At 43.4% G+C, this 25,787-nt stretch carries 23 protein-coding genes; 11 read left to right on the forward strand and 12 right to left on the reverse strand.

The features are described from left to right. Window positions 1–8: 8 nt before the first annotated feature. The 6 genes from B9T34_RS15730 to B9T34_RS15755 all read right to left on the reverse strand — a co-directional run bounded on the left by B9T34_RS15730 (window position 9) and on the right by B9T34_RS15755 (window position 4,793). The gene (locus B9T34_RS15730) at window positions 9–650 is read right to left on the reverse strand and encodes a MotA/TolQ/ExbB proton channel family protein (RefSeq protein ID WP_086214081.1); all 642 of its coding nucleotides are present in this window, start codon (window positions 648–650) and stop codon (window positions 9–11) included. Window positions 651–681: 31 nt separating this feature from the next. Then, window positions 682–1,569, reverse strand: coding sequence for a ParB/RepB/Spo0J family partition protein (locus tag B9T34_RS15735; RefSeq protein WP_086214082.1), 888 nt, complete (start codon window positions 1,567–1,569; stop codon window positions 682–684). Beyond that, the gene (locus tag B9T34_RS15740) at window positions 1,566–2,348 is read right to left on the reverse strand and encodes a ParA family protein (RefSeq protein ID WP_086214083.1); all 783 of its coding nucleotides are present in this window, start codon (window positions 2,346–2,348) and stop codon (window positions 1,566–1,568) included. Before B9T34_RS15740 ends, B9T34_RS15735 begins: the two co-directional genes overlap by 4 nt. A gap of 25 nt (window positions 2,349–2,373) precedes the next feature. Then, on the reverse strand, window positions 2,374–3,006 hold the full coding sequence (gene rsmG / locus B9T34_RS15745) for a 16S rRNA (guanine(527)-N(7))-methyltransferase RsmG (RefSeq protein WP_086214084.1): 633 nt from the start codon (window positions 3,004–3,006) through the stop codon (window positions 2,374–2,376). An 84-nt stretch (window positions 3,007–3,090) separates the two neighbouring features. After that, window positions 3,091–3,780: an N-acetylmuramate alpha-1-phosphate uridylyltransferase MurU gene (gene murU / locus B9T34_RS15750; RefSeq protein WP_086214085.1), complete on the reverse strand. Its 690-nt coding sequence runs from the start codon at window positions 3,778–3,780 to the stop codon at window positions 3,091–3,093. Continuing rightward, window positions 3,780–4,793 (reverse strand): aminoglycoside phosphotransferase family protein, encoded by a 1,014-nt coding sequence (locus B9T34_RS15755; protein ID WP_086214086.1) that lies wholly within the window; start codon window positions 4,791–4,793, stop codon window positions 3,780–3,782. Before B9T34_RS15755 ends, murU begins: the two co-directional genes overlap by 1 nt. Before the next feature lie 120 nt (window positions 4,794–4,913). Between B9T34_RS15755 and B9T34_RS15760 the strand changes: the two genes are divergently transcribed. Further along, the gene (locus B9T34_RS15760; protein ID WP_086214087.1) at window positions 4,914–7,400 is read left to right on the forward strand and encodes an LPS-assembly protein LptD; all 2,487 of its coding nucleotides are present in this window, start codon (window positions 4,914–4,916) and stop codon (window positions 7,398–7,400) included. Next, window positions 7,400–8,713: a peptidylprolyl isomerase gene (locus B9T34_RS15765; RefSeq protein WP_086214088.1), complete on the forward strand. Its 1,314-nt coding sequence runs from the start codon at window positions 7,400–7,402 to the stop codon at window positions 8,711–8,713. Before B9T34_RS15760 ends, B9T34_RS15765 begins: the two co-directional genes overlap by 1 nt. A 109-nt stretch (window positions 8,714–8,822) precedes the next feature. On the opposite strand, the gene hfq is transcribed toward B9T34_RS15765, so the two are convergent. The 4 genes from hfq to tsaE all read right to left on the reverse strand — a co-directional run bounded on the left by hfq (window position 8,823) and on the right by tsaE (window position 12,858). Next, on the reverse strand, window positions 8,823–9,353 hold the full coding sequence (gene hfq / locus B9T34_RS15770) for an RNA chaperone Hfq (RefSeq protein WP_086214089.1): 531 nt from the start codon (window positions 9,351–9,353) through the stop codon (window positions 8,823–8,825). A 92-nt stretch (window positions 9,354–9,445) separates the two neighbouring features. Beyond that, window positions 9,446–10,390: a tRNA (adenosine(37)-N6)-dimethylallyltransferase MiaA gene (miaA, locus tag B9T34_RS15775; RefSeq protein ID WP_086214090.1), complete on the reverse strand. Its 945-nt coding sequence runs from the start codon at window positions 10,388–10,390 to the stop codon at window positions 9,446–9,448. A gap of 6 nt (window positions 10,391–10,396) precedes the next feature. Beyond that, a complete protein-coding gene (mutL, locus tag B9T34_RS15780; protein WP_086214091.1) occupies window positions 10,397–12,391 on the reverse strand; it encodes a DNA mismatch repair endonuclease MutL in 1,995 nt (664 codons plus the stop codon). After that, window positions 12,388–12,858, reverse strand: coding sequence for a tRNA (adenosine(37)-N6)-threonylcarbamoyltransferase complex ATPase subunit type 1 TsaE (tsaE, locus tag B9T34_RS15785; RefSeq protein WP_086214092.1), 471 nt, complete (start codon window positions 12,856–12,858; stop codon window positions 12,388–12,390). Before tsaE ends, mutL begins: the two co-directional genes overlap by 4 nt. A gap of 135 nt (window positions 12,859–12,993) precedes the next feature. On the opposite strand from tsaE, the gene B9T34_RS15790 reads away from it, so the two are divergent. The 3 genes from B9T34_RS15790 to B9T34_RS15800 all read left to right on the forward strand — a co-directional run bounded on the left by B9T34_RS15790 (window position 12,994) and on the right by B9T34_RS15800 (window position 14,908). Beyond that, window positions 12,994–13,899, forward strand: a complete 906-nt coding sequence (locus tag B9T34_RS15790) for a pseudouridine synthase (RefSeq protein ID WP_086214093.1) — start codon at window positions 12,994–12,996, stop codon at window positions 13,897–13,899. Window positions 13,900–14,022: 123 nt separating this feature from the next. After that, on the forward strand, window positions 14,023–14,373 hold the full coding sequence (locus B9T34_RS15795; protein WP_086214094.1) for a type II toxin-antitoxin system RelB/DinJ family antitoxin: 351 nt from the start codon (window positions 14,023–14,025) through the stop codon (window positions 14,371–14,373). Between the two features lie 91 nt (window positions 14,374–14,464). Further along, complete coding sequence (locus B9T34_RS15800; protein WP_086214095.1) at window positions 14,465–14,908, forward strand: GNAT family N-acetyltransferase; 444 nt, start codon at window positions 14,465–14,467, stop codon at window positions 14,906–14,908. A 72-nt stretch (window positions 14,909–14,980) separates the two neighbouring features. Here B9T34_RS15800 and B9T34_RS15805 read toward each other — a convergent pair whose 3' ends face one another. Further along, window positions 14,981–15,697 (reverse strand): pseudouridine synthase, encoded by a 717-nt coding sequence (locus B9T34_RS15805; protein WP_086214096.1) that lies wholly within the window; start codon window positions 15,695–15,697, stop codon window positions 14,981–14,983. A gap of 170 nt (window positions 15,698–15,867) precedes the next feature. On the opposite strand from B9T34_RS15805, the gene B9T34_RS15810 reads away from it, so the two are divergent. Beyond that, window positions 15,868–16,329, forward strand: a complete 462-nt coding sequence (locus B9T34_RS15810; protein WP_086214097.1) for a DUF441 domain-containing protein — start codon at window positions 15,868–15,870, stop codon at window positions 16,327–16,329. 181 nt (window positions 16,330–16,510) lie between these two features. On the opposite strand, the gene B9T34_RS15815 is transcribed toward B9T34_RS15810, so the two are convergent. Beyond that, window positions 16,511–18,421, reverse strand: coding sequence for an FUSC family protein (locus B9T34_RS15815; protein WP_086214098.1), 1,911 nt, complete (start codon window positions 18,419–18,421; stop codon window positions 16,511–16,513). Window positions 18,422–18,699: 278 nt separating this feature from the next. On the opposite strand from B9T34_RS15815, the gene B9T34_RS15820 reads away from it, so the two are divergent. The 5 genes from B9T34_RS15820 (at window position 18,700) to phnD (ending at window position 25,774) form a co-directional block, all read left to right on the forward strand. Further along, window positions 18,700–20,856 (forward strand): TonB-dependent siderophore receptor, encoded by a 2,157-nt coding sequence (locus B9T34_RS15820; protein WP_086214099.1) that lies wholly within the window; start codon window positions 18,700–18,702, stop codon window positions 20,854–20,856. 66 nt (window positions 20,857–20,922) lie between these two features. Further along, window positions 20,923–21,534 (forward strand): DUF4198 domain-containing protein, encoded by a 612-nt coding sequence (locus B9T34_RS15825; RefSeq protein ID WP_086214100.1) that lies wholly within the window; start codon window positions 20,923–20,925, stop codon window positions 21,532–21,534. Window positions 21,535–21,903: 369 nt separating this feature from the next. Then, window positions 21,904–23,457 carry a PepSY-associated TM helix domain-containing protein gene (locus B9T34_RS15835; protein WP_086214102.1) on the forward strand — a complete coding sequence of 518 codons (1,554 nt, stop codon included), beginning with the start codon at window positions 21,904–21,906 and terminating at the stop codon, window positions 23,455–23,457. Window positions 23,458–24,142: 685 nt separating this feature from the next. Then, window positions 24,143–24,865: a phosphonate metabolism transcriptional regulator PhnF gene (phnF, locus tag B9T34_RS15845; protein ID WP_086214104.1), complete on the forward strand. Its 723-nt coding sequence runs from the start codon at window positions 24,143–24,145 to the stop codon at window positions 24,863–24,865. 36 nt (window positions 24,866–24,901) lie between these two features. Then, window positions 24,902–25,774 (forward strand): phosphonate ABC transporter substrate-binding protein, encoded by an 873-nt coding sequence (phnD, locus tag B9T34_RS15850; protein WP_086214105.1) that lies wholly within the window; start codon window positions 24,902–24,904, stop codon window positions 25,772–25,774. The last annotated feature ends 13 nt before the right edge of the window (window positions 25,775–25,787 follow it).

Raw genomic sequence — 25,787 nt, forward strand, 5'->3', positions numbered from 1 at the left:
CGACTGTCTCAGCTTGCTTTTTGCAAATCTTCTGAATCTACATCCGTTTTGCTTCGATAAAAAAGCGATGCATGAAACAGTGTCGCCTGCTGCTCAAGTTCTGCAACATATTCCTGCACTAGGCGCTGGAAATAACGGTGCGCAAACAATGCAGGAATAGCAATAAACATACCTGCTGCAGTCGTAATCAGCGCCTTCGAAATACCCGGCATCATCAATACTGGATCACTATTGGTGCCAATATCAATCATCAAGAATGACTCGATAATACCAATGACCGTACCCAATAAACCCAACAGCGGCGCAACAGCACTGAGCGTCCCGAGGAAATTGATATTTTTTTCTAAATAACCAATTTCTTGAGATGCTGTAACTTCCATCTGCGCCAAAGCAAACTTTTCAGTTTTGTTTTTGTTGCGGTTACCTGCAGCAAAAATACGGCCCAAAGTACTGCGCTGCAAGTTTTGATCTTGCTTCAGCTCTTGAACTGCCTGCTCTGCTGTTTGATCTTGACTCATCAGCAAAGCTGTTGGCAGCACCATAGATTTCTTTAAGCGGATAAAACGCTCAATTGAAATAGCAATGGTAAAAATTGAACATAAAACCAGCGGCAGCATTAACCATCCGCCAGCTTTGACTAATTCCCACATTTGATTTTCCCCAATAAATCGAATTATAAAATTAATCAGCTAAACATATATTTAAAATACCATCTAACTCTTCGAGCGAATGGTAATTAATCACAAGTTTGCCTTTGCCTTGCTTGTTGTGATCTATTTTTACATCAGCGCCAAAGCGGTCTGAAAGACGCTGTGAAAGCTGTTGAATATCTGAAGCCACCGCCTGTTTTTCTTTGGCTTGTTTCGGCGTGCTTAAATCGCGGACAAACTGTTCGGTTTGACGCACAGAAAGGCTTTTCTCAATCACCAGTTCTGCTACTTTCATTTGATCTTTAGCTTTCAGTGTTAAAATTGCACGCGCATGCCCCATATCCAACAGGCCTTGCTGCATAAAATCTTTTACTTCTGATTCCAAGCTTAATAAACGCAATAAGTTGCTGACCGTGGTACGCGCCTTGCCGACGGTATCAGCAATTTCCTGATGGCTTAAGCCAAATTCTTCATGGAAACGCTGTAATGCCATCGCTTGATCTATAGGATTTAAATCCTGACGCTGAATGTTTTCAATCAATGCTAAAGCTATTGCAACCTGATCGCTCAAATCGCGGACAATCGCAGGAACTTCAGTCAGCCCAGCCAATTGCGCAGCGCGCCAGCGGCGTTCACCGGCAATAATTTCGTAGGGATGCTTTTCATCATCAATTGGGCGGATCACAATCGGCTGCATGACACCATGCTTTTCGATTGATGCCGCCAACTCTTGCAAGTCTTGCTCATTGATAAAGCGGCGCGGCTGATATTCTCCGCGCTGCAGCAAATGCACATCAATTTGCTTTAGCTGACCATGGTCTAAAGCTTGTGCTTCTAATTGTAGTTTTTCTTTTTGGATTGAACCAAGTAAGGCATCCAAACCACGGCCTTTTGCTAATCCGCGTTTTTTTGTGGTCATGCGTTACTTCCTTTCTTTACTTTGCTTTTTTTTAACATTTCAGCTGCTAAATTAAGATAGGCAACTGCACCCTTTGAACTTTTCTCAAAATAGATCACTGGCAAACCATGCGCTGGCGCTTCTGCAAGACGTACATTACGCGGAATCACCGTGTCATAAAGCTTCTTGCCAAAATACTGTTCCAGTTCTGCAGACACATCGCGTGTTAATGCATTGCGGCCATCAAACATTGTGCGCAGTACACCTATCACCTGCAATTCAGGGTTAAGCGCTTGCTGAATGCGGTCAATGGTTTGCGTTAAGTCTGCCAAACCTTCAAGCGCATAATATTCACATTGCATTGGAATCAGAACGCCATCTACAGCAGACAAAGCATTCACTGTAATTAAGCTCAAACTTGGCGCACAGTCCACAATGATGTAGTCGAATTTATCATCAATTTGCTTCAGTGCATCACGTAAAATAAATTCACGGCCTTCCTGTTCCGCAATCGCCAGTTCCACACCAGCCAAATCGCGGTTTGCACCTAAAACTTTATAACCTACTTCTGCACGGGTAATTGCAGACTCAATTGGCATTTCGCCCAATAGCACATCAGTAATAGAGTACAGCAATTCATTTTTTTGAATGCCGGAGCCCATCGTCGCATTGCCTTGTGAATCCATATCCACCAGCAACACACGCTTTTTCAGCACGGCCAAAGATGCAGCCAAATTTACTGCGGTTGTAGTTTTACCGACACCACCTTTTTGGTTCGCAATCGCAATAATCTGTGCCATGGTAAACCCCAGTCCTTAGAAATAATTAAATACGTTTCAATAAAAGCAAATGACGCTGCTCATCCAAGCGCGGCACTTTCAGCTCGACAATATTGCAGCTGAATTGATCCTTAAACGCTTCGACTTCATCACTAGGAATCAGCCCTTTCATTGAAGCAATAATGCTTTGCTCATGCATGAACGGAACAGATGCATTGATAAAGTCTGTTAAAGATGCAAATGCGCGGCTGGTAATGACATCAAATTTGCCCAGCTCATTAATGCTGTCTTCATTTTCGACACGTGTTTGTACAGCAATCACATTTTTTAATTTTAAGTCAGCAATAAACTGCTTCAAAAACCGGATTTTCTTGCCGTTAGAATCCAGCAAAACACATTCGCGTTCTGGCTGGCATAAAGCAATAATCATACCCGGCATACCGCCGCCTGTACCTATATCCAAAAGACGGCCCTGCGGCAAATCTTTTAAAATACTTAAGCTGTCCAAAAGGTGCTTGACCAGCATTTCTTTTGGATCGCGGATTGCAGTCAGGTTGAAGGCTTTATTCCACAGCACCAGTGCATCCTGATACTTGAGCAATAAATTTAATGCCTCGTCGCTCAGGTCTAAACCCAGCGCCTGACTGCCTTGCTTAAGTTCTTTAAAAAACGTGTGCATTACAATAACGTCTCGAAAAAGTTAGATGGAAGTATACCGATTTATCCTGCCTGTCACAGCAGGATGTGTTTAGCGAATATGCACTTAAGCGTACATCCCCTCACGAATCTGGAGATCTAGTGCGCTTAATCGCTCAGGAGTGCCAACATCCACCCAAGCAGCCTGCATTTTTTCTGCAGAAATTTTTCCCTGCAGCATGGCCTCTTTTAATAATGGCGCCAAAGGGCGCTTGCCCTGCGCAAGCCCGTCAAACATTTTTGGATGGAGAACAGCGACACCGCTATAGGTCAGCGCTTCACCATCATGTGCCTGCTCAAAGGTATAAGCGCGCCCTTTCTCTAAGGTGAAATCACCTTCTTGATGCTGCGGCGGATTGGACACAAAAACTAAATGCGCCAGATCATTTTCAAGCTGAATATCCAGCAGCGAGCTAAAATCAAAAGTCGTCCAGACGTCGCCATTGACCAAAATAAAGGGGTCCGTACCCAACAGCGGCAAAGCATTAATAATGCCGCCAGCAGTTTCCAGACCTTCTAACTCTCTCGTCCAGCGTATATTTACACCAAACTGTGAACCATCGCCCAATGCGCCAATCAGCACATCTGCCAGCCATGCAGAATTGATGACAATTTCAGTTACACCAATTTCTTGGAGTTTTTCGATATGCCAGACAATCAGCGGCTTACCGCCTACTTCAAGCAATGGCTTTGGCTTATACAATGTTAGCGGACGCATGCGATTGCCCAACCCTGCCGCTAAAATCATCGCTTTCATTATGCTGCAACCTCATAAGCGCCATATTTGGCTTCAAATTTTGGCAATACTTTAGCTTGAATAAACTGCATAAACGGTTGTAATTCTGCATACGGCTTGCTTTCTTCCAGCAAATACCACATCACGCGCGGCAAATCCTTCAAATAACCTGACTTGCCGTCACGCTCAAACAGACGCACAAAAATGCCTAAAATTTTAATATGGCGCTGAATCGCCATGAAATCCGCATCTTTTTTGAATTGCTCAAAATCACGGCCATCTTTGGCGGATGCAGGAAGTAAATTATAGAAGGTCTGGAACCAGCTGTAGACGCGTTCAGAATTCCACTGCACATAGGCATCACGGGTTATTGAAATCAGGTCATAGGTATCTGCGCCAATCACGGCATCCTGAAAATCAATCACACCCTGCTCTTGTTCATCTGCCAGCACCATTAAATTACGGCTATGGAAATCACGATGTACAATCACTTGCGGCTGCGCCAAGGCAGCGTTGGCTAAAATGGCAAAAGTACGTTTGATTAAAGCGCTTTCATCTGCTGTTGCTTCAATCTTTAGAGATGGAAGCAACCAATCTGTCAGCAATGCCATTTCAGACATCAGCTTTTCATACGAATATTCCGGAAAATGATTGACTCCATCAATTGACTGCAATTGACTCAATTGCGCAAAACTTTGCGCATAATGATTGTCTACTGTTTCATCAGTTAGCAGCGCCGAGAGCAAAACATCGCCAAAATCTTCTAACAAAAGAAAGCCTTGCTCTAAGTCTTTGGCAACAATATGCGGCACACGCACACCATTAGCATCAAAAAATTCGTCAATCGTCACAAAAGGCACACAATCTTCTTTTTCTGGTGGTGCATCCATGAGCATAAATGTTTTATTATTCAATTTGATTCGTGCATAACGACGGAAGCTTGCATCGCCTGCTAAAAAATGAGTTTCAAATTGATCCGAACCAAGTACAGATGCAATCCATGATTGTATCGATTGTTCACGTTGTGTAGTCATTTGCGATAAATTCTAATACAGGCTGAGTTTTTAAAGTGCTAAGTGTAGCTACTTATCAACTTTTTCTCTATGATGCGACAATAATTAATTGCGATAAAGCACTCTTGGTTAATGAGACAAATGAAGCATCAGTTTAAATTTAATCCTTTAGCGACTGCGATCTTAACCCTTCTTTGCGGCAGCTCAGTATCAAGCTATGCGGCATCGCCAGCTACTGCGGAAAATGACGCAGAGCAATTAAAACAAACGATTTCTGAAGCATACCCAGGTCAAAGTTTTTTTGAAAAATATTATGTAGACAAATCTGCGCCCGAAGCACAGCAGCGCCAAGGCCTGCATCCAAATGCCGCCTACTGCCAAGGCGCTTGGGTTACGCCAATTGCGCCAGACGCAGCTGCCGTTCCTGCGGATCAAGCAACCTCTACGGTCACTGCAGATTATGGCCACTTTGACCCGAATGGCGACTCCATTCTAGAAGGCAATGTGGTAATTGATCAGCAAGGCCGCCAAATCCGCGCCGATCAAATTCAAATTGATAAAACCCAAACTTTTGCAAAAGCATCAGGCAATGTGCAAATGGCGCAGTCTGGGTTGATTTCACAAAGTGATTCCATCAATTACAATTTAAAAACTCAGCAAGGCGATTTAAACAACAGCCTTTATATTTCTGAACAGTCAAATGCGCACGGTACAGCAGAAAAAATTGCGCGTACTTCTGGACAAACGGTTGAATTAGAAAATGCAACCTACAGCACATGTCCGCCTGGTGAAACACCTACTTGGAAAATTAAAGCCGATAAAATTAAGCTGAACCAAGAAACAGGCCGCGGCGAAACGACAGGCACTAAGCTGTATGTAAAAAATGTACCTGTGATGGCTGTGCCATACTTCAATTTCCCAATTGATGACCGCCGTACAACGGGGATTTTAAGCCCTAGTTTCGGCTTCACCAATGACGGCGGTGTTGAGCTGGCTGTACCAGTTTATCTCAACCTTGCGCCAAATTATGATGCAACCCTCACCCCGCGTTTTATTGGTGACCGCGGCCCAATGATGGAAGGCGAATTCCGCTTCCTGACTGAAAATTTTGGTGAAGGCATGGTCTGGGGCGGATATCTGCCTTCAGATAAAAAATATGACAAGCAAGACCGTAAAGATTTGCATGTGCTGCATAAATGGGATCTGAACGATCAATTCAGCACCAACTTGGATTTCAATTACGCATCGGACAAAGATTACTTTACCGACTTAAACAACAATCCAAACTCAAAAACAGATCTTAACCTGCGCCGCGCGTGGGAGCTGAATTATAAGAATGGCATTCCCGGCTTAAAAGCACAGTTAAAGGTCGAAGACTTCCAGACACTGGATAAAACGGTTCGAGACGAAGACCGCCCTTATGCGCGTCTGCCGCAGTTCCTGCTGAACTATAAACACGGCAATCCGATTGGCCTGCAATACGAATTTAACAACGATACTGCATATTTCAAAAAAGACATAACTGATTACAGCGCATATGCCAGCAATCAAAACCGAACTTTTGAACCAAGCGGCACGCGTATTTATAATGACTTCACAGTCCGCTACAACCACTTAACACCGTGGTCATTTGTGATACCGCAAGTATCTGTCCGCAACGTCAATACATTCTTTGACAAAAATACAGTTCAGTATTATCAGAATAATGGCGCAACAGACACGGCCTCAACTTCTTCTGATGAAACTAAGTCCATCGTCGTACCGCAATTCACATTAGATGCTGGCTTAATCTTTGAAAAGCAAGGTAAATACCTGCAAACTCTGACACCGCGCGCATTCTATGCATATGCACCTTACCGCGATCAGAGCAGTCATCCAAACTTTGATTCAACAACTGCATCGATTAGTTATGATCAGCTGTTTAGCCCATACCGCTTTTACGGCCATGACCGCTTAGAAGACAATAACTTCGCATCTTTCGGCTTAAGCTATAGCCTATTTGATGAAATTGGTTTAGAGCGTTTAAAAGCCAGTGTAGGTCAAAGCTATTACTTTGAAGACCGCCGCGTGACGCTAAACAACGCTGCAGATGAGTTTGACCGCGAACGCCATACAGGCCCTGTGATCAATTTATCAAGTCAGCTGTCTGAGAACTTCAGAGTCAGCGCAAACGGCGCTTGGATGGCAAATGGCGATAACGCACAGCGTGATGTGCAAATGTATTACACAGGTGAAAAAGGCAACCTTTATAATTTAGGCTACTTTAACCGCCGCTATCTTGCCAACCGTCAAGACAGCTATGATCAAGTTGTTGCATCCTTCATTCAGCCAGTCCACAACAATTGGCGCTTAGTCGGCCATGCTCAATATGATTTGGACAATAACGTTGCGCGTGAATACTTGCTCGGCGTGAACTATGAATCATGCTGCTGGGGTGTTTCAGTTTACGGCCGCTCGTACTTTAACGATTTAGACAACGTCAATGATGACAGCGTAAAGCCTAAACGCGCAATTATGGCTGAATTTACCCTGAAGGGCTTAGGCGGTTTCAATAATAAGCTTTCCTCATTATTGGAAAATCGTGTTTTAGGCTTTAATAATATCAATCAAAATTGGACAGAACGTTAATGAAGACACTACAGTTAAAACGCGTTTTTAAAGCGACAGCACTTGCTATTTGCCTTTCTGCATCCGTACCAACCTTTGCTGCTCAGCCTAAAGATGAAGTTGTTGCTGTTGTGGACAATAGCGTAATTCTACGCAGTGATTTAGAACAAAGCATTGCTCAAGTTAAGCATCAACTCGAAGCACAAAAGAAAACTATTCCACCTGAGCAATATTTGCAGCAGCAAGCGCTTGAACAATTGATTATCCGCCAGGCGCAGCTAGAGCAAGTAAAACGCTATAATATTAAGCCAGATGAAAAGAGCTTAAATGAAGCCGTTTTAAAGGTAGCAAAAGACTCTGGTTCGCCAAGCCTCGAAGCTTTCCAGCAAAAACTGGATAAAATTGCGCCAAACACCTATGCATCACTGCGCGGACGTATTGCTGAAGATTTATCTCTCAGCCGTCTGCGTCAGCAAATCGTCACTTCACGCATTCAAATTAGTGAAGCAGATGTTAAGAACTTCCTGAACTCACCGCAAGGTCAAGCGTCTATGGGGAATCAAGCGCATGTATTGCATGTACGCATATCTGGTGATGAAGCAGCCGTACAAAAAATTGCTAAAGACGTTAAAGTTGAATTGGCTAAAAGCAATGATGTCGAAGCGATCGGCAAGAAGTTTTCAACTGCAAACGTAAAAGTTGAAGGCGCTGATATGGGCTTTCGCAGCTTATCAGACATTCCTTCTGAGTTAGCAGCACGTGTTAGTCCACTTCAAGAAGGTCAAACCACTGAGCTGATCCCAGTGCGTGACGGCATTCATGTATTAAAGCTGATTGAGCGTAAAGGCGGTGAACAAAAAGCGCTGGTTGCTCAATACCAAACTCGTCATATTTTGATTCAGCCCTCTGAAGTAGTCAGTCCTGAAAATGCCAAACAAATGGCTGACAGCCTGTATAGCCGTTTGAAAAAAGGGGAAGATTTTGCTGTATTGGCATCCACCTATTCAAATGACCCAGGCTCGGCACGTGATGGCGGCAGCTTAGGCTGGGTAACACCTGGTGTCATGGTGCCAGAATTTGAAGAACGCATGAAAAATACACCTAAAGGTGAAATCAGCGAGCCATTCCAATCACAGTTTGGCTGGCACATTCTTCAGGTCACAGACACACGTCAGCAAGATATGACCAAAGAGTATCAAGAGCGTATGGCGCGTCAAATATTAGGTGAACGTCAGTTTGATGCCGAACTTGACAGCTGGCTGCGTGAAATCCGCAATAACGCCTTTGTTGATATTAAAGATCCAAGCTTAGACCGTAAAAAGAATAAATCTTAATCAATGCATAAAATAAAAAAACCAGCCTCAGTGCTGGTTTTTTTTACATGTTTCAAAAATTTCACGTAAAAAAAAGCCTCTTAAAAGGGGCTTTTTTTTAGATCTTCAATTAACGATTGTTTTCGTCGTCTTGAGAATCTTCAAATTTAGTTTCGCCATCGAAACCAGTAGATTGACCGCCGAAGCCGCCTTGACCGCCGAAGCCGCCGCCTTGACCGCCAAAGCCGCCTTGACCGCCGAAGCCGCCTTGACCGCCGAAGCCGCCTTGACCGCCGAAGCCGCCTTGAGCGCCACCGAAGCCGCCTTGAGCGCCGCCGAAGCCGCCTTGAGCGCCGCCGAAGCCGCCTTGACCTTGAGCGCCGCCGAAGCCGCCTTGACCTTGAGCGCCGCCGAAGCCGCCTGCACCTTGTGCACCAGCAGGAGCGCCAGCAGGACGAGGATTACGCGCTGGAACAACAGTTGAAATTGCATGCTTGTAAACCATTTGGCTTACTGTATTTTTTAACAAAACCACATACTGGTCAAAAGATTCGATATGACCCTGTAATTTAATACCGTTTACAAGGAAGATAGAAACTGGAATACGTTCTTTACGGAGAGAATTTAAGAACGGATCTTGTAAAGTTTGACCTTTAGACATGTTATAACTCCAAAAAAATTTAAAAATCAGCGCAAAAACTACCTTTATTTTTCAATTAAAAATTATAAAAAAGGCAGTACCTAAATTTTGCTTTATCCGTGGCAGTTTCGCAAGTCTTCTTGTGCCTGCTCAATACTAAAAAATGTAGTAAATTTATGCTTTTCTTGCAACGATCTTAACCATGTGTATTGACGTTTAGCAAGTTGTCGTGTCGCAAAAAGCGCCCTATCCTCCATTTCAACTCTTTTTATGTCACTTTGATCACTATTTTGCAAAAATTCCATTGCTTGACGGTATCCAACAGATCGCATTGAAGGAAGATTCTCATCTAAATCGTATTTTTTCATCAAGATTTTCACTTCATTCAAAAAACCGATATCCCACATAATTTCTAATCTTTTTTCTATGCGCTTATGCAATTCTAATCGATCTGGCATCAAAGCATAATTATGAAAATTGTAGGCATATGGTAAGTTTTTAGGCTGTTCTGCCTGTAATTTGGTAATTGGCACACCTGTCAGCTTAAAGACTTCTAAAGCACGGATAATGCGCTGTTTATCACTGACATTAAAACGCTGACCAGCCAATGGATCGACTTGGCATAATTCTGCATATACAGCTTCCCAGCCTTCGGATTCGCCTTTGGCCTCAATTTCAGCTCGCACGGCATAATCAGCGCTTGGTAAATTACTGGATAACCCTTCTAGCAATGCTTTGAAATACAGCATTGTTCCGCCAACCAAAATCGGTGTTTTTCCGCGTGAATGCATATCGTCAATCAGTCTGCTGGCATCTTCAACAAATTGCGCAGCCGAGTAAACTTCCAAGGGGCTGATAATATCAATCAGATGATGCGGATAAAGCGCCTGCTCCTCCTTGGTCGGCTTAGCCGTACCAATGTCCATATCTTTAAAAACCAACGCAGAATCGACGGAAATCAGCTCAAAATTACCTTGTTCATAAAGCTGGCATGCCAAAGCTGTTTTTCCGCTTGCAGTAGGCCCCATTAAGTTGATGACCGGCAGTTGATTTGACATTGAAGCTTACTCTCCCCGAGCAAATAATTTATCGAGCTGCGCCAAAGGAAATGCACGCCATGTTGGGCGCCCGTGATTGCATTGGCTGGCAAATTCAGTTTGCTCCATCTGGCGGAGCAAAGCATTCATTTCAGATAGGCTTAACAGGCGGTGTGCGCGCACAGCGCCATGGCAAGCCATACCTGCTAAAATTTCATCGCGCTTTTGCAATATGCCTTGCGCCTGATCATTCGGATCCAGATCATTCAGCAACTCTGGAATTAAGGCATCGAAGTCTGCCTTATGCAAAATGGCAGGCACACCGCGCACAATGACTTGCTCATCGCCATATTGATCAATTTCCAGCCCTAAACGCTCCAGCTGTTCTTTCAAATCATCAATACGTGCCGCCTGCATACGGCTGATCGGCACAACTTTAGGAATCAGCAATTGCTGCGACATCCAAAATTCAGGCTTGTCCCAGGCTGCTTTCATCTGCTGCAGCACAATGCGTTCATGCGCCGCATGCATATCCACAATAATCAGCCCTTCAGTGTTTTGGGCCAAAATGTAAATGCCATGCAGCTGAGCAATGGCAATACCTAAGGGATGCTCATCAACTTTAGCGGCAATATGATTTTCAAGTGAAGCTGTTAGATCCGTGTCTGCAGGCGCATCACGTACTGGTGCCAAATAGCTCTGCAAAGCATTATTCAGCTTTTGCGAGCCAGCGTATTGAGATGAATAGCCAGAGGCGTAACCTGTAGATGAATTGTTTTGTGCAGGCTGCACATAAGAGACAGACTGCGGCTGTACAGAATCAAAATCTGTTAAACCATCAGATTGATAAGATGATTTCTGTGTTTGCATAGCGCCAACATCAACTGATGGCTTATGTAGCTGGAACTGTTCCTGATAGCGCGGCTGAGACTGAAATGGCTCTGTTGCAGGCGCATGCTCATCCTGTTTCATTGCAGAGGATAAGTCCGCGGAAGCCGTTTGAAATTGCGATAAAGTAGCTTTGGCATAATGGCGCACAAACTCATGCACTTCACGCTGATTTAAAAACCGTATTTCATGTTTTGTCGGATGTACATTGACATCAATATTTTCTGGATCAACTTCCAAAAACAGCAAATAAGAAGAATGCTGATGTCCATGCAAAATACCGTCATAAGCCATACGCAGTGCATGTGAAATGGTCTTGTCTTTCACAATACGGCCATTCACATAAACATACTGCAAATCGGCCTGCGCACGCGCATCAGACGGATGCCCGAGCCAGCCGCTTAAACGCATACTGACGCTGTCTGCATCCATCCAGTAGGCATTTTCTGTAAATTGCCGTCCCAACAGCTGCTGCACGCGCTGAAAGCGTAATTCACCGCTATCAGCAATAGGTAAATTCAACTTGATGCTATTGTTATGTTCTAAGACAAAACGAATATCAAAATGTGTTAAGGCCAAACGGCGGACAATTTCTTCAATATGGCCAAATTCTGTACCTGGCTTTTTTAGAAATTTACGGCGGGCAGGTACATTAAAAAATAAATCCTGCACGCGGATTTGCGTGCCTCTAGCCGAAGCAACCGCTTGAATTTCTTGATGATCAAATGCAGTACCGTTGACTTCAACCTGATAGCCCACGCCATCATCATCTTGCGAACTGGTTAAAGTTAAGCGTGAAACTGCTGCAATCGAAGCAAGCGCCTCGCCTCGGAAGCCCAAGCTTACTATGGCCTGCAAATCATCTGCAGTTTGAATTTTACTGGTGGCGTGTCGCATAACAGCCAAAGGTAAATCTTCTGGGTGTATGCCTCGGCCATTATCAATAATTTCTATTAGCGTACTGCCGCCTTGCTCCACCCGAATCGTTAATTCGGTTGAACCTGCATCAATTGCATTTTCCAGTAATTCTTTCACTACGGATGAAGGGCGTTCAATCACTTCCCCTGCCGCAATCTGGTTGGCTAAGGCGGGAGCAAGTGTGTGGATACGGCGGGCGCTAATGTCATTCATCATGCAAAACGTTTCTCTAATGCCTGCTGCAAAGACTCAGAAGATGAACTTAATGTTGCAATACGGGTTAAATCGTCTTCAGATTTTTCGATGTTAATCACTAAATCGGCCTGCGGAATTTCGTCACCGCCTTTAGACGGCCATTCAAATAAAAACAGCGCATTCGGCGTTTCCAAATAGTCGCGGATACCCATCAGTTCCAGTTCATACGGATCGTTTAGTCGGTATAAATCGAAATGAAAAATATCTTTATTTTGAATATTGTAAGGCTCCACCAAAGTGTAAGTTGGGCTTTTTACCGCGCCTTTATGCCCCATTGCCTGCAGCCAATAGCGCGTGAGTGTGGTTTTGCCTGCACCTAAATCGCCGATTAAATAAATGACGCCCGCATTAAAATGAGCCGCTAAAACCGCTGCCAGATTTTGCGTATCTTCTTCATTATTTAAAGCCAGATTAAATGAATGCTGCATACCGCTCACACATGTACTTAAAGAGCAAATATGATAGCATCGCACAGCTTAAAAAGCCTATTTCTCAATGCTGGATTGTATATTTTTTATATTCCAGCTGTTTAAACTCCTGCCTAAAGTGAACTGCTGACCACCATGAGCTCTGCCGAATTTACCCCGCCCATGCTGCACGGCGTCAGCGCCAGCAAAGTATTTCTAAAGCCTTCGGCGGCATCTATCTGCAGTATTTATGATTATTTATGCGTTCAATTCCCGCATATAGACGCTGCCGAATGGCAGCAGCGTTTTAGGGATGGATTGATTTATGACGCTAATGGCACAAAACTGCTGTCAGACAGTCTCTTTCAGGCCAACAGCCATGTATTTTATTACCGCTTTTTAAAGCATGAAATTCATGTACCTTTTGAGCATGAAATCTTATTTGAAAATGATGACTTGATTGTTGTAGATAAGCCGCATTTCCTGACCATGAGCCCTACTGGCCAATATGTACAGGAGACCTTACTGGTAAGGCTCAAAAACCAAACAGGTATCGAGCAGCTAACACCTATTCATAGACTGGATCGTGAAACTGCGGGCGTGGTGCTTGTTTCAAAACGGCCTGAAACACGCGGGATTTATCAGCAAATGTTTGCAGAGCGCAAAGTGCAAAAAACATATCATGCGATTGCGCCCTATACATCAGACATTCAATTTCCGTTGACCCTGCGGCTGCATATGGACAAAGGCGAGCCATTTTACACCATGCAAGTAAAAGAAGCGGAAGCCAACACTGAAACTGAAATACACCTGCTCGCGCATAATGATCAATGGGCAAAATACTTATTAAAACCGCATACAGGCAAACAGCACCAATTGCGTGTTCATCTCAATCATCTTGGCCTTCCTATTCAGAATGATGCCTTTTACCCCTGCGTTGCTCATAAAGCAGATAATGATTTCTCTTCACCTCTACAGCTGCTGGCCAAGCAAATTGAATTTATAGACCCTGTACTTTTAAAGCCGATGAATTTCAGCTCAAAACAGGAACTGAATCTCTAAATTACGATGTAATACCCTTGTCATTACATTTTTTTTTGCTTTTCTGTGTTTAACTGTTGAAATTCGATGGTTTTTGATTAGAATAAATGCGAAAAGTTACGTAATTAAAAGCTTTCTAAAAATATGAGAAAAACCGAAGTTTATCAAATCCGTCTGGACTCCCAAGAGAAAAAGCAAGCCTTTGCTGTTTTTAAGCAATTAGGCATTACGCCAGCTCAAGCAGTTCGCCTTTTTTTTAAGCAAGTGGTGCTCACCAAGTCCATCCCCTTCTCTATAGAAAATCAAAATATAAATTTAGAGCAGCTGATTCGCCTGCGTAAATTAAAACAGCAGGATGCTAAATCCGTTCAGCCTGATTTAATCGGAGCGGAAGAACTGACCGATATGTCAGAAAATGATTTAGTGATCGATGATGAACACATCGATTTATTTGAAGAGCTGAATGCAATTTTAGGCGAAAGTGACAAAAGTTAACACTGTCGCATTTCCAAACAATTTAAAAATCATTCACTTCTGAATATTCGTTATTCTTCATACAAGGACTCAAAAATGTATGGAGATAATGATGATTGTCCGACGCGCCCAAGAACAAGACCTGCAGCAGCTCGCGGTACTTTTTGATGAATATCGTCAATTTTATGGCGCTTCCTGCAATTTAGACTTGTCTTTTAAATTCTTAAAACAGCGTTTTGACAATCAGCAAAGTGTATTTTTTATTCATATTAAAGACGATATCTTTACAGGCTTTGTCCTGCTGTATTTAGGCTTTTCTTCTGTTGCCTGCTCAACTTACTATATTTTAGATGACGTTTATGTCAGCCCAGTTTACCGCCGTCAGGGTTCCGCCAAGCAGCTGATTGATACTGCTATTTTGTTTGCACGTCATGAAAATGCACTGCGCATTACGCTAGAGACTCAAAAAAATAATCACCAGTCACATCAGCTTTATGAAGCCATGGGCTTTGTTAAAGATGATGAATTTCAGACCTACCATTGTTTCCTCAAATAAGCGCAAAATGCTCAAAAAAAAACGCGCTAAGCGCGTTTCAACTGGTATTTAAAAACAGCAGCATTCCAGATTTTATTTCTCTCTAAACTTCGCCAGCTCAATCTGGTCAAGCGACAAGTACATCCACTCACCTTCATTTAAACCCGATAAATCGTTTAAATTCAGTTTTCCAATTTGCGTACGGTGCAGCTGTTCCACTTTATTGCCTACAGCCGCCAGCATACGCTTGACTTGGTGGTATACCCCTTGATGCACGGTCATTTGCAGCTGATGGTCTGCTAGAATCTCTACATCTGTCGCTGCAAAAATACCGCTCTCATTACGCAGCTCTACACCTTGTGCTAGCTGAGCAGCCTGTTCAGATGTCACAGGATCTGCTGTATGCATTTGATAGACCTTTGCTACATGCTTTTTCGGATGAGTAAGCGCCTGCAAAAACTGGCCGTCATCAGTCAGCAGCAGCAAACCTGTGGTGTCCTGATCTAAACGCCCGACACACTGCAAGCCACGATTAAGCAATAGCTCATCAAACAGTTCAAACACACTGAAATGATGCGTCGCCTGATGAGAGCATTCATAGCCTTGCGGTTTATTCAGTGCGATATAAACTTTTTCACGATAAGCATAATTTTCACCATGCACAGAAAATTCCAAATCTTTAAGATCTGCTTTGTATTTTAAATTGTCGATAACTTCGCCCTGTATCTGCACAGCACCATTTTTAATCAGCTGCTGGCAATATTTACGTGAGCCAAAGCCCTGCGACTGCAGCATTTTTTCCAACAACATAAAATACATCTCAAAAAATTACACCGCATTCTAATCCATCAAGCGATGAAACCCAAACATAGCGTCTTGAAGCTAAAATAGATCATTCGCTATATCTGCACGGTAAATACACAAAACAGCAGTGCCTAAAAATCCGTTATAATTCCATCAAAAGTTAATTTTAGAAATTCATGACATTTTCCAGTCTAGATTTAAATCTTATTGTTTTAATCGTGCTTTTGGCCTGCGGTGTATTCAGCCACAATACTGCTATTACCGTTGCAGCCGGCGTGCTGATTGTATTTCGCATTACACCGCTCAGTGAGTTTTTTCCATATTTGCAGCAGCACGGATTGAATATCGGGATTATCATTTTAACCATTGGCGTACTGACGCCTATTGCCAGCGGGAAAATCCCTGGTGACGCCATCCTGAAATCTTTCCTCAGCTGGAAGTCATTATTGGCAATCGCTATTGGCCTTTTAGTTGCCTGGCTAGGCGGACGTGGTGTCAAGTTGATGTCCAATCAGCCGGATATTGTTGCAGGTTTACTCATTGGCACAGTCGCTGGTGTTGCGCTGCTGCGCGGTGTACCCGTTGGGCCATTAATTGCGGCAGGCATCTTATCCATCTTGATTGGAATTGGGCAGTAAACCTCATTCTTCAAATAGGCTTGAATATCTGTTTGCATATATTCAATTGCATTTGCATCTGTTCAGCGCTATAGCGCTTGTCAGAGATTTAACACACCTATATCCTAATTTTGATCACTCATATTGTTATTGCCAATAGGTTTAAAGCTGAATCATGGCAGAACCTAAAAGCCGCTGCCGCTTAAATCATATCGCGCTGCATCATTGCTGATTGCACCCGCTTCAATTGATTTCCCACTAAAGGAAATTGCGGTGTCTCAGGCACTTGAATATCTTGAATCGACTGCTGCAGTTCCAGCGCGGCGCTCCATTGCTCGTAAATCAGCAGCAAATCTGAGAGTTCTTTTTTAGACAGGCTCTGCCTTTTTGTTGAAAAAGTCACCCGCTCCAGCAAATAACTGAGCTGTTTCAGCTCATACAGCAGTTCCCAGTTTTTCTGCAGTATTTTCTCGGGTTTTGGCACCTCGCCTAACGCAGTCTGATGAATAATATTTAAGTTATTCCAACGCATTTTCATCGGATAATAATGCGATTTTCTCAGCTGTTCCTCATGCCACGTATTGCTATTAAACAAGACATAGCTCAGTTTTGACTGCGCGCGAATCAGTTCAGCCATGGTATGTTCCAGCCTTTTTGATGCAGCATCACGGCTGATTAGCAATATGCCAGCAACCCCAATTGCAGTTCCCAGCAGCACATCCAAAATTCTAACCTCAGCAAAATAAGCTGCGGCATCCATCATACCGCTGCTGGCAACGGCAATGATCAGCGCGCTTGGGGTAAAAAATAAAGCCGTCAGCCCATAATTTTTAACAATGAAAATTTCACCCATCATGCAAAAAAAGAAAATATAAAAGATAAACAGATATTCATTAGGCGATAAAGCCAGCAGTCCGGCAGCAATGAAAATCCCTAATATTGTACCCGCAGCACGCTGTAGCGAACGGTGCAGCGTCGCCACAATGGTCATGCCGGATAATACAGAAACCGTCGATAGCGGCACCCAAAAACTTCGCGGCAGCTCAAAAGAATAAGCAATGCATGCAGAAATAAATGTAATCAGCGCAAAACGCGATGCCGAGATAAACACAATAGAATGCCGGTTCAATGATTGAATCAATATCTGCGAAATTGGCAATTTCAGCGCCATGACCGCAATATCAGGCTGATCTTTCTGCTGAAGAATACCTAAAATGCGCTGAAACTGCTCCTCCAGCCGGCTTTCTGCCAAGGAGTGGGCACATTGAATAAGCTGAATTTTTGATGGGTTCTGCAAGGACTGTTCAATCACTTGAAAATTCTGAAGCAAACCTGCAGATAAAGGCTGCTCTGCTTCTAAACATTCCTCACCTAGAATCAGCCAAATACGGTTTGCGCGCTGATTCAGAAGATACAGCTTTTTAAATTCGGCCGACTGCTTCCAGCCGCTCTGACTGGCCTGAAGCATCTGGCTGCTGTCATTCAAATACTGAATAAACATGCTATGCCGCTGCTTAAATTCAGCCGTTCCTACAGCTTGCAGCAGCAGATTCAATTGACCATACAGCACGGATGTCATTTCACGTTCCGGCTTATACGGATCTGCAAACCAGCCCATCAATGCGAAAAATAAAGACAGCAAACCTCCCGCTGCAATCAGCCCAGCCCGTTCGGCCGCTTCGAGCCAATCGGTCTGCGGCATGGCGGAAGTCATAGCAAAAACCAGAACCATAAAAATTGCAGATGGTCCTGCAATATTCAAAGCGCCAAAGCAAAATACCATTACAGCGGCAATTGCCGCCATCATCAGCGCTAAAGCAAAGGGATAGCCGCCCAAAAGGCTGCCTAAAAAAGCGCAAAGGCTTAAACCGAATATTACCGCGCTAATTTTTTTAGCTCTATGCGCATAAGGCATTCGGAACACATATAAAAAAGCAAAACCGCCAAGACTTGCAATCAGGCCGTTATTGAAATTGCCCAAAAGCAGTCCCGCCAATACAGGCAGCGCCGCAGCTAGGCCAGCAATAAACGCTTTAAAATATGGAACAGGACGGTTATTCAGCTGAACTGCCTGATAGCAGGTTTGTAAAAATGCCGCGGTCCACTCTCCCATGATTTTTCCCTCGCGTTTGTTTTTATTTACTATCCTGTCTGCATTTATCTTATGCCTAAGAACAATGAAATAAAATGCTCATTCAGCTCATTAAATTTCAACACAACCCTTCGGCTCAACAGCATCCGTTTGGCCATAAATTGCTGAATACAGCCGAATATAAAGCACTAAACCAATCATAGGTTCATATTTCATTCACATTTCCTATTAAATCTAGGTTGTAATGCAACTAATTAAACAATAATCTTACTGATAATTATTTTCATTATCATTAATAAATGTCATTCCATCATACCCCAGCGTTTAAATTATCCCTCATCAGCCTCGCAATCATCATCAGCAATCAAAGCTATGCTGAAAATGCTCAACAGCTTCCAACCATTACCGTCGCTGTAGAGCAGTTGCAAGCAGAAGAAAGTTCTGAACAAACCAAAGCCTATATCATTCAAAATTCATCTACAGCTTCTAGATTGAATATTGCGCTGAAAGAAACCCCGCAAACGGTCAATGTTGTCACCCGACAGCAGCTGGATGATTTTGCGCTGAATAATACTCGTGATGTGCTGCGCAACACACCAGGCATTATTGTGGGCAATCAGGAAACCGAACGCTCTTCCTATTTAGCGCGCGGTTTTGAAATCTCAAATATTATGCTCGACGGTGTCGGATTTCCGCTGAGCAGCTACAATTACAATAATGATAATCCAGACAGTTTCTTATTTGACCGTGTGGAAGTGGTTAAAGGTTCTGATTCATTAAACAACGGTATTGGCGATCCCGGCGCCAGTATCAATATGATTCGAAAAAGGCCTGCTCAGGACCTTCAAGCTTCTGTAAACGCCAGCTATGGCTCATGGGATACTCAACGTTATGAAGCGGATGTCTCCTCTCCCCTGAATCAAGATGGCACTGTCCGCGCGCGGGTATTTGGTTTTGAGCAAAAAGGCGGCAGTTATTTAGACCACTATGAATTAGAGAAAAGTGGCTTTGGCGCAGTGTTTGCTGCTGATCTTACAGACAGCACAACATTAACTGCCGGATACACCGAAACCAACCATAAACCGAATGGCAATAACTGGGGAGCAAATCCGCTAATCACGACCGAGGGTAAGCAGCTCGATTTTCCACGCAGTTACAATTACACCCCAGACTGGACTTATTGGAATACCAATGTCAAAAATTACTTCGCCGAAATTGAACAGAAGCTGGGCGGCGACTGGAAAGCCAAACTGGCTTATGATGAAAAGCAGGCCACTCGCGACTCAAAACTTCTATATTTATTAGGCAATCCAAGCGCTGATGGCACATCAGGTGTTTATTTATGGCCAGGCATGTACGCAGACGATGATAAAGAACGTCAAGCCAGCCTCAATATCAGCGGGACCTATCCTTTATGGGGTCAGCGCCATGAAGCCTCTTTTGGCTATTCGTGGGCAGACAATAATATGAATGAAATTGCGCATGGCGGCAGTTATGCCAACCCAATAACATCTGACTTAGCCAGTTTGACACCAGATGAACCTGATTGGGATATGTCTACAATTACGGGCGAAACGCATACCAAGCAAAAAAACCGCAGCGCATATGCCGCAACCCGCCTGCATTTAAATGATGATCTGAAGCTGCTTTTAGGCGCCAATTACGTTCAAGCGCAAAGCAAAGGCAACAGTTACGGCACAGACATGTTTTATGATGAAAGCAAAGTATTGCCATATGCAGGTTTGACCTACAACTTTACGCCTGAATATACAGGCTACATGAGCTACACCTCCATTTTCCGCCCGCAAACAACAAAAGCACTCGATGGCAGCATCAATAAACCGATTGAAGGCGAAAGCTATGAAATAGGGCTTAAGAGTTCATGGCTGGATGATAAGTTAACTGCAACTATGGCCGTTTTCCTTACCGAAGAAAGCAACTACCCGCTTCGCAACTCAGATGGCATCCCGACTTTACGTAAAACTCAGGTCAGCGATCTGCGCTCGCAAGGCTATGAATTTGGCTTGGCTGGGCAGCTCACAGATCATTTAAATCTCAGTTTCGGCTATACCCAATTTAGCCTTAAAGATTTAATTAATGGCGGTGATGCCCGCACCTTTAACCCGACGCAAGCTATTAATTTATTAACAACCTATCAAGTGCCGAAGCTGCCAAAATTAAAACTCGGATTCGGCCTGCAATGGCAGGACAAGAGCTATTTAGATGTTCCTGAAGCAAGTGCGAATGGCGTTATTACACAAAAAGCGGGTGTGATTAAGCAGGATGCTTATGCCCTGCTGAATGCCATGGTCAGCTATGAGGTGAATGATCATCTGACTGTCCAAGCAAATGGCAACAACCTGACCAATGAAAAATATCTCTACAGCTTTCCTGACCAGCAAGGTTTTTACGGCGCGCCAGCAAATTACAGTGTAGCTCTCAGAGTTAAATATTAATTCCATACAGGCCTTAAGTATTTGCCTTAAGGCCGTTCACAGATTTTCAAAATTATAGGTTGACCCATGAAAAAAATCATTGCGCTTTGCGCTGGTCTCACATTCACACTCTCTGCACAAGCGCATATGCTTTGGCTGGAACGCGGTGCAGATAATCAAACCCGCGCCTACTTTGGCGAATACAGCGAACAGGTGAAAGAAACACAAGACACGGCGCTCAAATCATTTAATTCAGCCGTGGCAGAGCAAAATAAACAGAAGCTCAAGGCCAAGGTTCAGCCCGATCATCTGGCCTATGCCTCCAAAGGCGCGGCTGATGTAAAACTCAGCAGTGAACTGATGTATGGTGAAGCACTGCTCTCTTACCATGCGAAAGCAGGAAGATCAGATTTAAAAGCGGTTTCTGACCTGGATATTGTTCCAGTTCAAGCCAACAGCAATACATTCGCTGTATTTTATCAAGGCAAACCTGCAGCTGGACTGGAACTGACTGTATTTTCCCCTCAATTTTGGCAAAAGAAATATACTGCCAATCCTCAAGGTCAAATCACCATAGATACGCCTTGGAAAGGCCAATATGTAATTGAAGCCAGCAAAGAGTCTGACAAAGCAGGAAAATTTAATCAGCAGAATTACAGCAAGCAGTATTTGGTCACAACCCTAAGTTTTGTTCAGTAAGTTCGGCCAATAATTGCCTGATTGATCCTCTCGTTTGGCTTGCAGGATCAATCTGTTTTCACATCAAGTAAATTAAAACGACTCAGCATGATCTCTGTTCTCCAGCCACTCCTCCTTCTTTACCGGCTATTGCTGACCTTTGGCATAGGCTTCTTGTGCTGTGCTTTAGTCGCGCTGAATTTAACCCAATTGTTCAGCACATTTTGGCCCAAGGCTGAATCTGTTTTTCTGGCAGGTTTTTGCGCATTAATTTTTTATACCTGCTTCGTCATCTGTGCATTTTGTACGCCGCATATCAAACGCTTTTCTGTTATCAGCTTCGCGCTTTTATTCGGGCTATTTCTACTTGAACAATCCATAGGCTAATTCATGCATAAATCTGTACGTCAATCGATGGCATGGCTTCATTCATGGATTGGACTGCTCTTTGGCTGGCTGTTATTTGCGATTTTTTTAACAGGATCCGTCACCTATTACCGCCAAGAAATCAGCCTCTGGATGCAGCCGCAATTTGCAAGCATGCAAGTCAATCAGCAAACCGCGGTTGAATCTGCAGTCAGCTATCTGCAAAAAAATGCGCCTGATGCTAAAAGCTGGTACATCGGCGTAGCAAATCAAAGCATGCCCGTAAATAAAATTTACTGGCAAAAGGCCGATGGCGCTTATGACAGTAAAACGCTCGATGCTGCCACAGGCAAAGAGTTCGCTTTATCAGCCACTCAAGGCGGAGATTTCTTTTACAGTTTTCACTTTCAGCTGTACGGCGTGCCCTATTACATCGGCAGGCTCATTGCCACCATAGCGGCTTTTATTATGCTGATTACGCTCATCTCAGGAGTGATAACGCATAAAAAAATATTTACCGATTTTTTTACTTTAAGAGCCTTTAAAGGGCAGCGCTCCTATTTAGATTTTCACAATGTCTCAGCTGTCATAGCCCTGCCTTTTTTTCTGACAGTAACTTTTACTGGTTTGGCTATTTTTTTCTATATTCTGCTGCCGTCTGGCATGAAAAAAATATATCCAGACAATCCTTTCCAATATTTTGAAGAAATACGTACTACAGTAACATTACCAAAAAGCCCAAGCTTAGAAAAAACAGAAATGCTGCCTGCACAATATTTTTTAACAGCGGCGCAGCGCGAATGGGGAAATCACAGCATTGACAATATCAGTGTCAATCTGCCCAATACCGCTGACGCACGGTTCACAATAACCGAACTGAAAGATCAATCGATTACTCGAAATAATGCGCAAATCCGCTTTAGTGCAGCCGATGGAAAAGTGCTGGGCTCTACACGTAATAACAGCGCTATTGCCACCTTAAATGCAGGTGTTTATGGATTGCATATGGCAAAGTTTGCTCAGCCGCTATTGCGTTTAGGATTCTTTTTTTCAGGCATTCTAGGCTGCGCCATGATTGCTTCAGGCTTATTACTGTGGAGTTTAAAGCGGCAAATGCAGAGGAAATCTGAAAGTTTTCATCTAGGCCACTATACCGTGAATAGGCTCAATATTGCCGCTATTTGGGGCCTTCCCTGTGCAATGCTGGGCTACTTATATGCGAACCGTCTTTTTGAAGTTCAAATCAACTCCGTCAATTATGAAGTTTATGCTTTTTTTGGTGTTTGGCTTTTCAGTTTAATTTCGGGTTTATTTACGCCGCAACGCCTGCTGTGGAAAATGCAGCTGAAAGTTTTTATCCTCGGCGCGCTGTTGCTGCCTATTGTTAATATTTACTATTTAACAGCGCACAGCTACATCCATTCATGGACTCAATATTGGATCTTTTTGCGGGTGGATCTGATGATTTTGTGTTTTGGACTGTTAGCCTTGTTTTTACATCAAAATATAGTTCCCATCCAGCAAAAAGCCGTGCATAAAATTCGACTTAAGCAAAAGAATAGTTTGGAGAATAGCTGATGCATGTGTTCTTTGCTTTTACATTGATTTGTACTGCCATATTCATTTTTTATCTGCTCAGCTCAAAGAAAATTAATCAAACACGGCAATCAAGATTTTCGTTTCTCGCCTCACATTCAAAAACAACGAAAATAGCCGCTTATGTAAGCTTGCTGATGTCGCTTTTCCTTCTTACCCGGCAAATGGGAAACAGCATCGGCTTGGTTGCTCTCTGCATTTTTGCTGCCCCACTTTTATTTATATTTATTCTGAAGGTAAATGACTTCAACCGAAAACCAAGCTTTAGATCACTGCAGCAGGATTGAAAAAATCCGCAAGCTTTTAATTTAGACAGCTGAGAAAACAGCTATCCATACGCATAGCTGCCCTAGCGAGCAGTGGATCATTGATTTTTGTTTTTCAATGATCCATGGGTCTCCACATTCCATTTAAAAACAAATATAGTATTGATTAATAAAATATAATTTATAAACAAACCAAACATTATAGAAATTCCAGTTTATGCCGCATAGATGAATTCATATTTATTATCTAAAGATGAAACCAAATCCAACACATTTTGGCAGAAATACAGCCCATCAATACACCTGTATTTTAATTCATAGAACTTAAATATTTCATTAACCCTCCCGTCATAAAGACGCTGTACCTTAAGTTCCAACAGTGTACAGATGTCTAGACAACCATGACCGTATTGCAAAGAAACAGTACTGAAACAATCTACAGTCAGATTGCGAAATTATTAAAAAAAGAAATTTCTGTATTGTTCAAGCCTGGTGAGTTTTTACCTTCTGAACATGAGCTCGCTGGCCGTTTTAATGTGAATCGGCATACGATTCGACGCGCAGTCGATGACTTAATTCAGCAAGGATTGCTGGAGCGCCGCCATGGCAAAGGCACCTGCGTATTAAACAAGCAAATAGATTATACGCTAGGTTCGCAAACCCGCTTTACAGAAACCTTTGAGACTTTAGGTAAAACAACCAGCTTACGGGTATTGAATAAAGCCCGCATTCCTGCAAGCGCCAATATTGCAGGCAAGCTGAATGTTCAAGAACACACTTCTGTTTATTGGATTGAAACTTTACGGCTGGCAGATGAGGAACCAATCTGCGTGATTTCGCATTATTTGCCAGCACAGCATTTTCCAGACCTGCTGAATCAGTATACCGCTGGTTCGCTGCACGAATTTATCACTCAGCACTACAAATTTAAATTAACGCGCATTGAAAGTTTAGTGAGCGCATCACTCCCGCAAGGTGACGATGCCTCACTGCTGCTTATGCCGCACAACAAGCCTGTACTGCGAGTCAAAAGCATTAATGTCAACGAGCAGGATGGTACCCCGCTCGAATATGCCTTAACTCGATTTCGTTCAGACAGCATCCAACTGCGCATCAACCTTTGAGCGTTCAATCGATCACCTTCCGAGAGTATCTTTAAAATGTATTTGAAATACACCCTTGCAGCAAGCGCTCTAACACTGAGCTTAGTATCTGCCAGTTCTACAGTCATGGCTAAAGACATTGTGATGGGACTCATCCCAGCTGAAAACAATGAAGAAATGATTCAAGAATTTGAGCCTATGCGGGCGCTGTTAGAGAAAAAACTGGGCAAACGCGTGAAAGTGTTCACAGCAACCGATTATGCAGGTGTCATTGAAGCCATGCGTAAAAAACGCGTAGATATCGCATGGTTCGGCCCTCTTTCTTATTATTTGGCAGAACAGGAAGCTGGCGCTGAAGCTTTTGCAGTCGGTGTGCGCCAAGGAAGTAAATCCCATACTTATAAAACCGTTTTTGTGACTCCCTGCAATTCCGGCATTAAATCTATTCAGGACATGAAAGGCAAAAGCGCCGCATTTGTAGACCCAGCTTCAACGTCTGGCGGGCTGATGCCGACGTATATGATTAAAAAGGCCACTGGCAAAATGCCTGAACAGTATTTTGGCAAATTCACTTATGCCGGATCACATGATGCTGCGCAATTGGCGGTTAAAAATAAAATTGTCAATGTCGCCGCAGACAGTGACATCACTTACAACAAAATGCTCTCCTCGGGCATGATCTCAAAAAGCAGCAACTGTGTGATTGCAGAGTCTTCGCCATTGCCAGGTTCTCCACTTTCTTACCGTAAAGATCTTGATCCTGCGCTGAAAGCAAAAATCCGCAGCACCATCCTAAATGCCCATAAAGAAATTAAAGTCACAGGCTATGGCACGCTAAGCCACTACGTTGCCGTTAAACCTGCAGACTATCAATTAATCCGCAACATGGTCAAAGAGCTGGGAATCAATAAACAGCAAATGATGAAGTAACTGAGGAACCCCA

The sequence above is a fragment of the Acinetobacter sp. ANC 3813 genome (assembly GCF_002135435.1).
GTDB lineage: Bacteria > Pseudomonadota > Gammaproteobacteria > Pseudomonadales > Moraxellaceae > Acinetobacter.

Bases quoted from the DNA above. Each gene is read 5' to 3' on its own strand.
- B9T34_RS15730 (WP_086214081.1), bottom strand. From the start codon at position 650: ATGTGGGAATTAGTCAAAGCTGGCGGATGGTTAATGCTGCCGCTGGTT.
- B9T34_RS15735 (WP_086214082.1), bottom strand. From the start codon at position 1,569: ATGACCACAAAAAAACGCGGATTAGCAAAAGGCCGTGGTTTGGATGCC.
- B9T34_RS15740 (WP_086214083.1), bottom strand. From the start codon at position 2,348: ATGGCACAGATTATTGCGATTGCGAACCAAAAAGGTGGTGTCGGTAAA.
- rsmG (WP_086214084.1), bottom strand. From the start codon at position 3,006: ATGCACACGTTTTTTAAAGAACTTAAGCAAGGCAGTCAGGCGCTGGGT.
- murU (WP_086214085.1), bottom strand. From the start codon at position 3,780: ATGAAAGCGATGATTTTAGCGGCAGGGTTGGGCAATCGCATGCGTCCG.
- B9T34_RS15755 (WP_086214086.1), bottom strand. From the start codon at position 4,793: ATGACTACACAACGTGAACAATCGATACAATCATGGATTGCATCTGTA.
- B9T34_RS15760 (WP_086214087.1), top strand. From the start codon at position 4,914: ATGAAGCATCAGTTTAAATTTAATCCTTTAGCGACTGCGATCTTAACC.
- B9T34_RS15765 (WP_086214088.1), top strand. From the start codon at position 7,400: ATGAAGACACTACAGTTAAAACGCGTTTTTAAAGCGACAGCACTTGCT.
- hfq (WP_086214089.1), bottom strand. From the start codon at position 9,353: ATGTCTAAAGGTCAAACTTTACAAGATCCGTTCTTAAATTCTCTCCGT.
- miaA (WP_086214090.1), bottom strand. From the start codon at position 10,390: ATGTCAAATCAACTGCCGGTCATCAACTTAATGGGGCCTACTGCAAGC.
- mutL (WP_086214091.1), bottom strand. From the start codon at position 12,391: ATGATGAATGACATTAGCGCCCGCCGTATCCACACACTTGCTCCCGCC.
- tsaE (WP_086214092.1), bottom strand. From the start codon at position 12,858: ATGCAGCATTCATTTAATCTGGCTTTAAATAATGAAGAAGATACGCAA.
- B9T34_RS15790 (WP_086214093.1), top strand. From the start codon at position 12,994: ATGAGCTCTGCCGAATTTACCCCGCCCATGCTGCACGGCGTCAGCGCC.
- B9T34_RS15795 (WP_086214094.1), top strand. From the start codon at position 14,023: ATGAGAAAAACCGAAGTTTATCAAATCCGTCTGGACTCCCAAGAGAAA.
- B9T34_RS15800 (WP_086214095.1), top strand. From the start codon at position 14,465: ATGATTGTCCGACGCGCCCAAGAACAAGACCTGCAGCAGCTCGCGGTA.
- B9T34_RS15805 (WP_086214096.1), bottom strand. From the start codon at position 15,697: ATGTTGTTGGAAAAAATGCTGCAGTCGCAGGGCTTTGGCTCACGTAAA.
- B9T34_RS15810 (WP_086214097.1), top strand. From the start codon at position 15,868: ATGACATTTTCCAGTCTAGATTTAAATCTTATTGTTTTAATCGTGCTT.
- B9T34_RS15815 (WP_086214098.1), bottom strand. From the start codon at position 18,421: ATGGGAGAGTGGACCGCGGCATTTTTACAAACCTGCTATCAGGCAGTT.
- B9T34_RS15820 (WP_086214099.1), top strand. From the start codon at position 18,700: ATGTCATTCCATCATACCCCAGCGTTTAAATTATCCCTCATCAGCCTC.
- B9T34_RS15825 (WP_086214100.1), top strand. From the start codon at position 20,923: ATGAAAAAAATCATTGCGCTTTGCGCTGGTCTCACATTCACACTCTCT.
- B9T34_RS15835 (WP_086214102.1), top strand. From the start codon at position 21,904: ATGCATAAATCTGTACGTCAATCGATGGCATGGCTTCATTCATGGATT.
- phnF (WP_086214104.1), top strand. From the start codon at position 24,143: ATGACCGTATTGCAAAGAAACAGTACTGAAACAATCTACAGTCAGATT.
- phnD (WP_086214105.1), top strand. From the start codon at position 24,902: ATGTATTTGAAATACACCCTTGCAGCAAGCGCTCTAACACTGAGCTTA.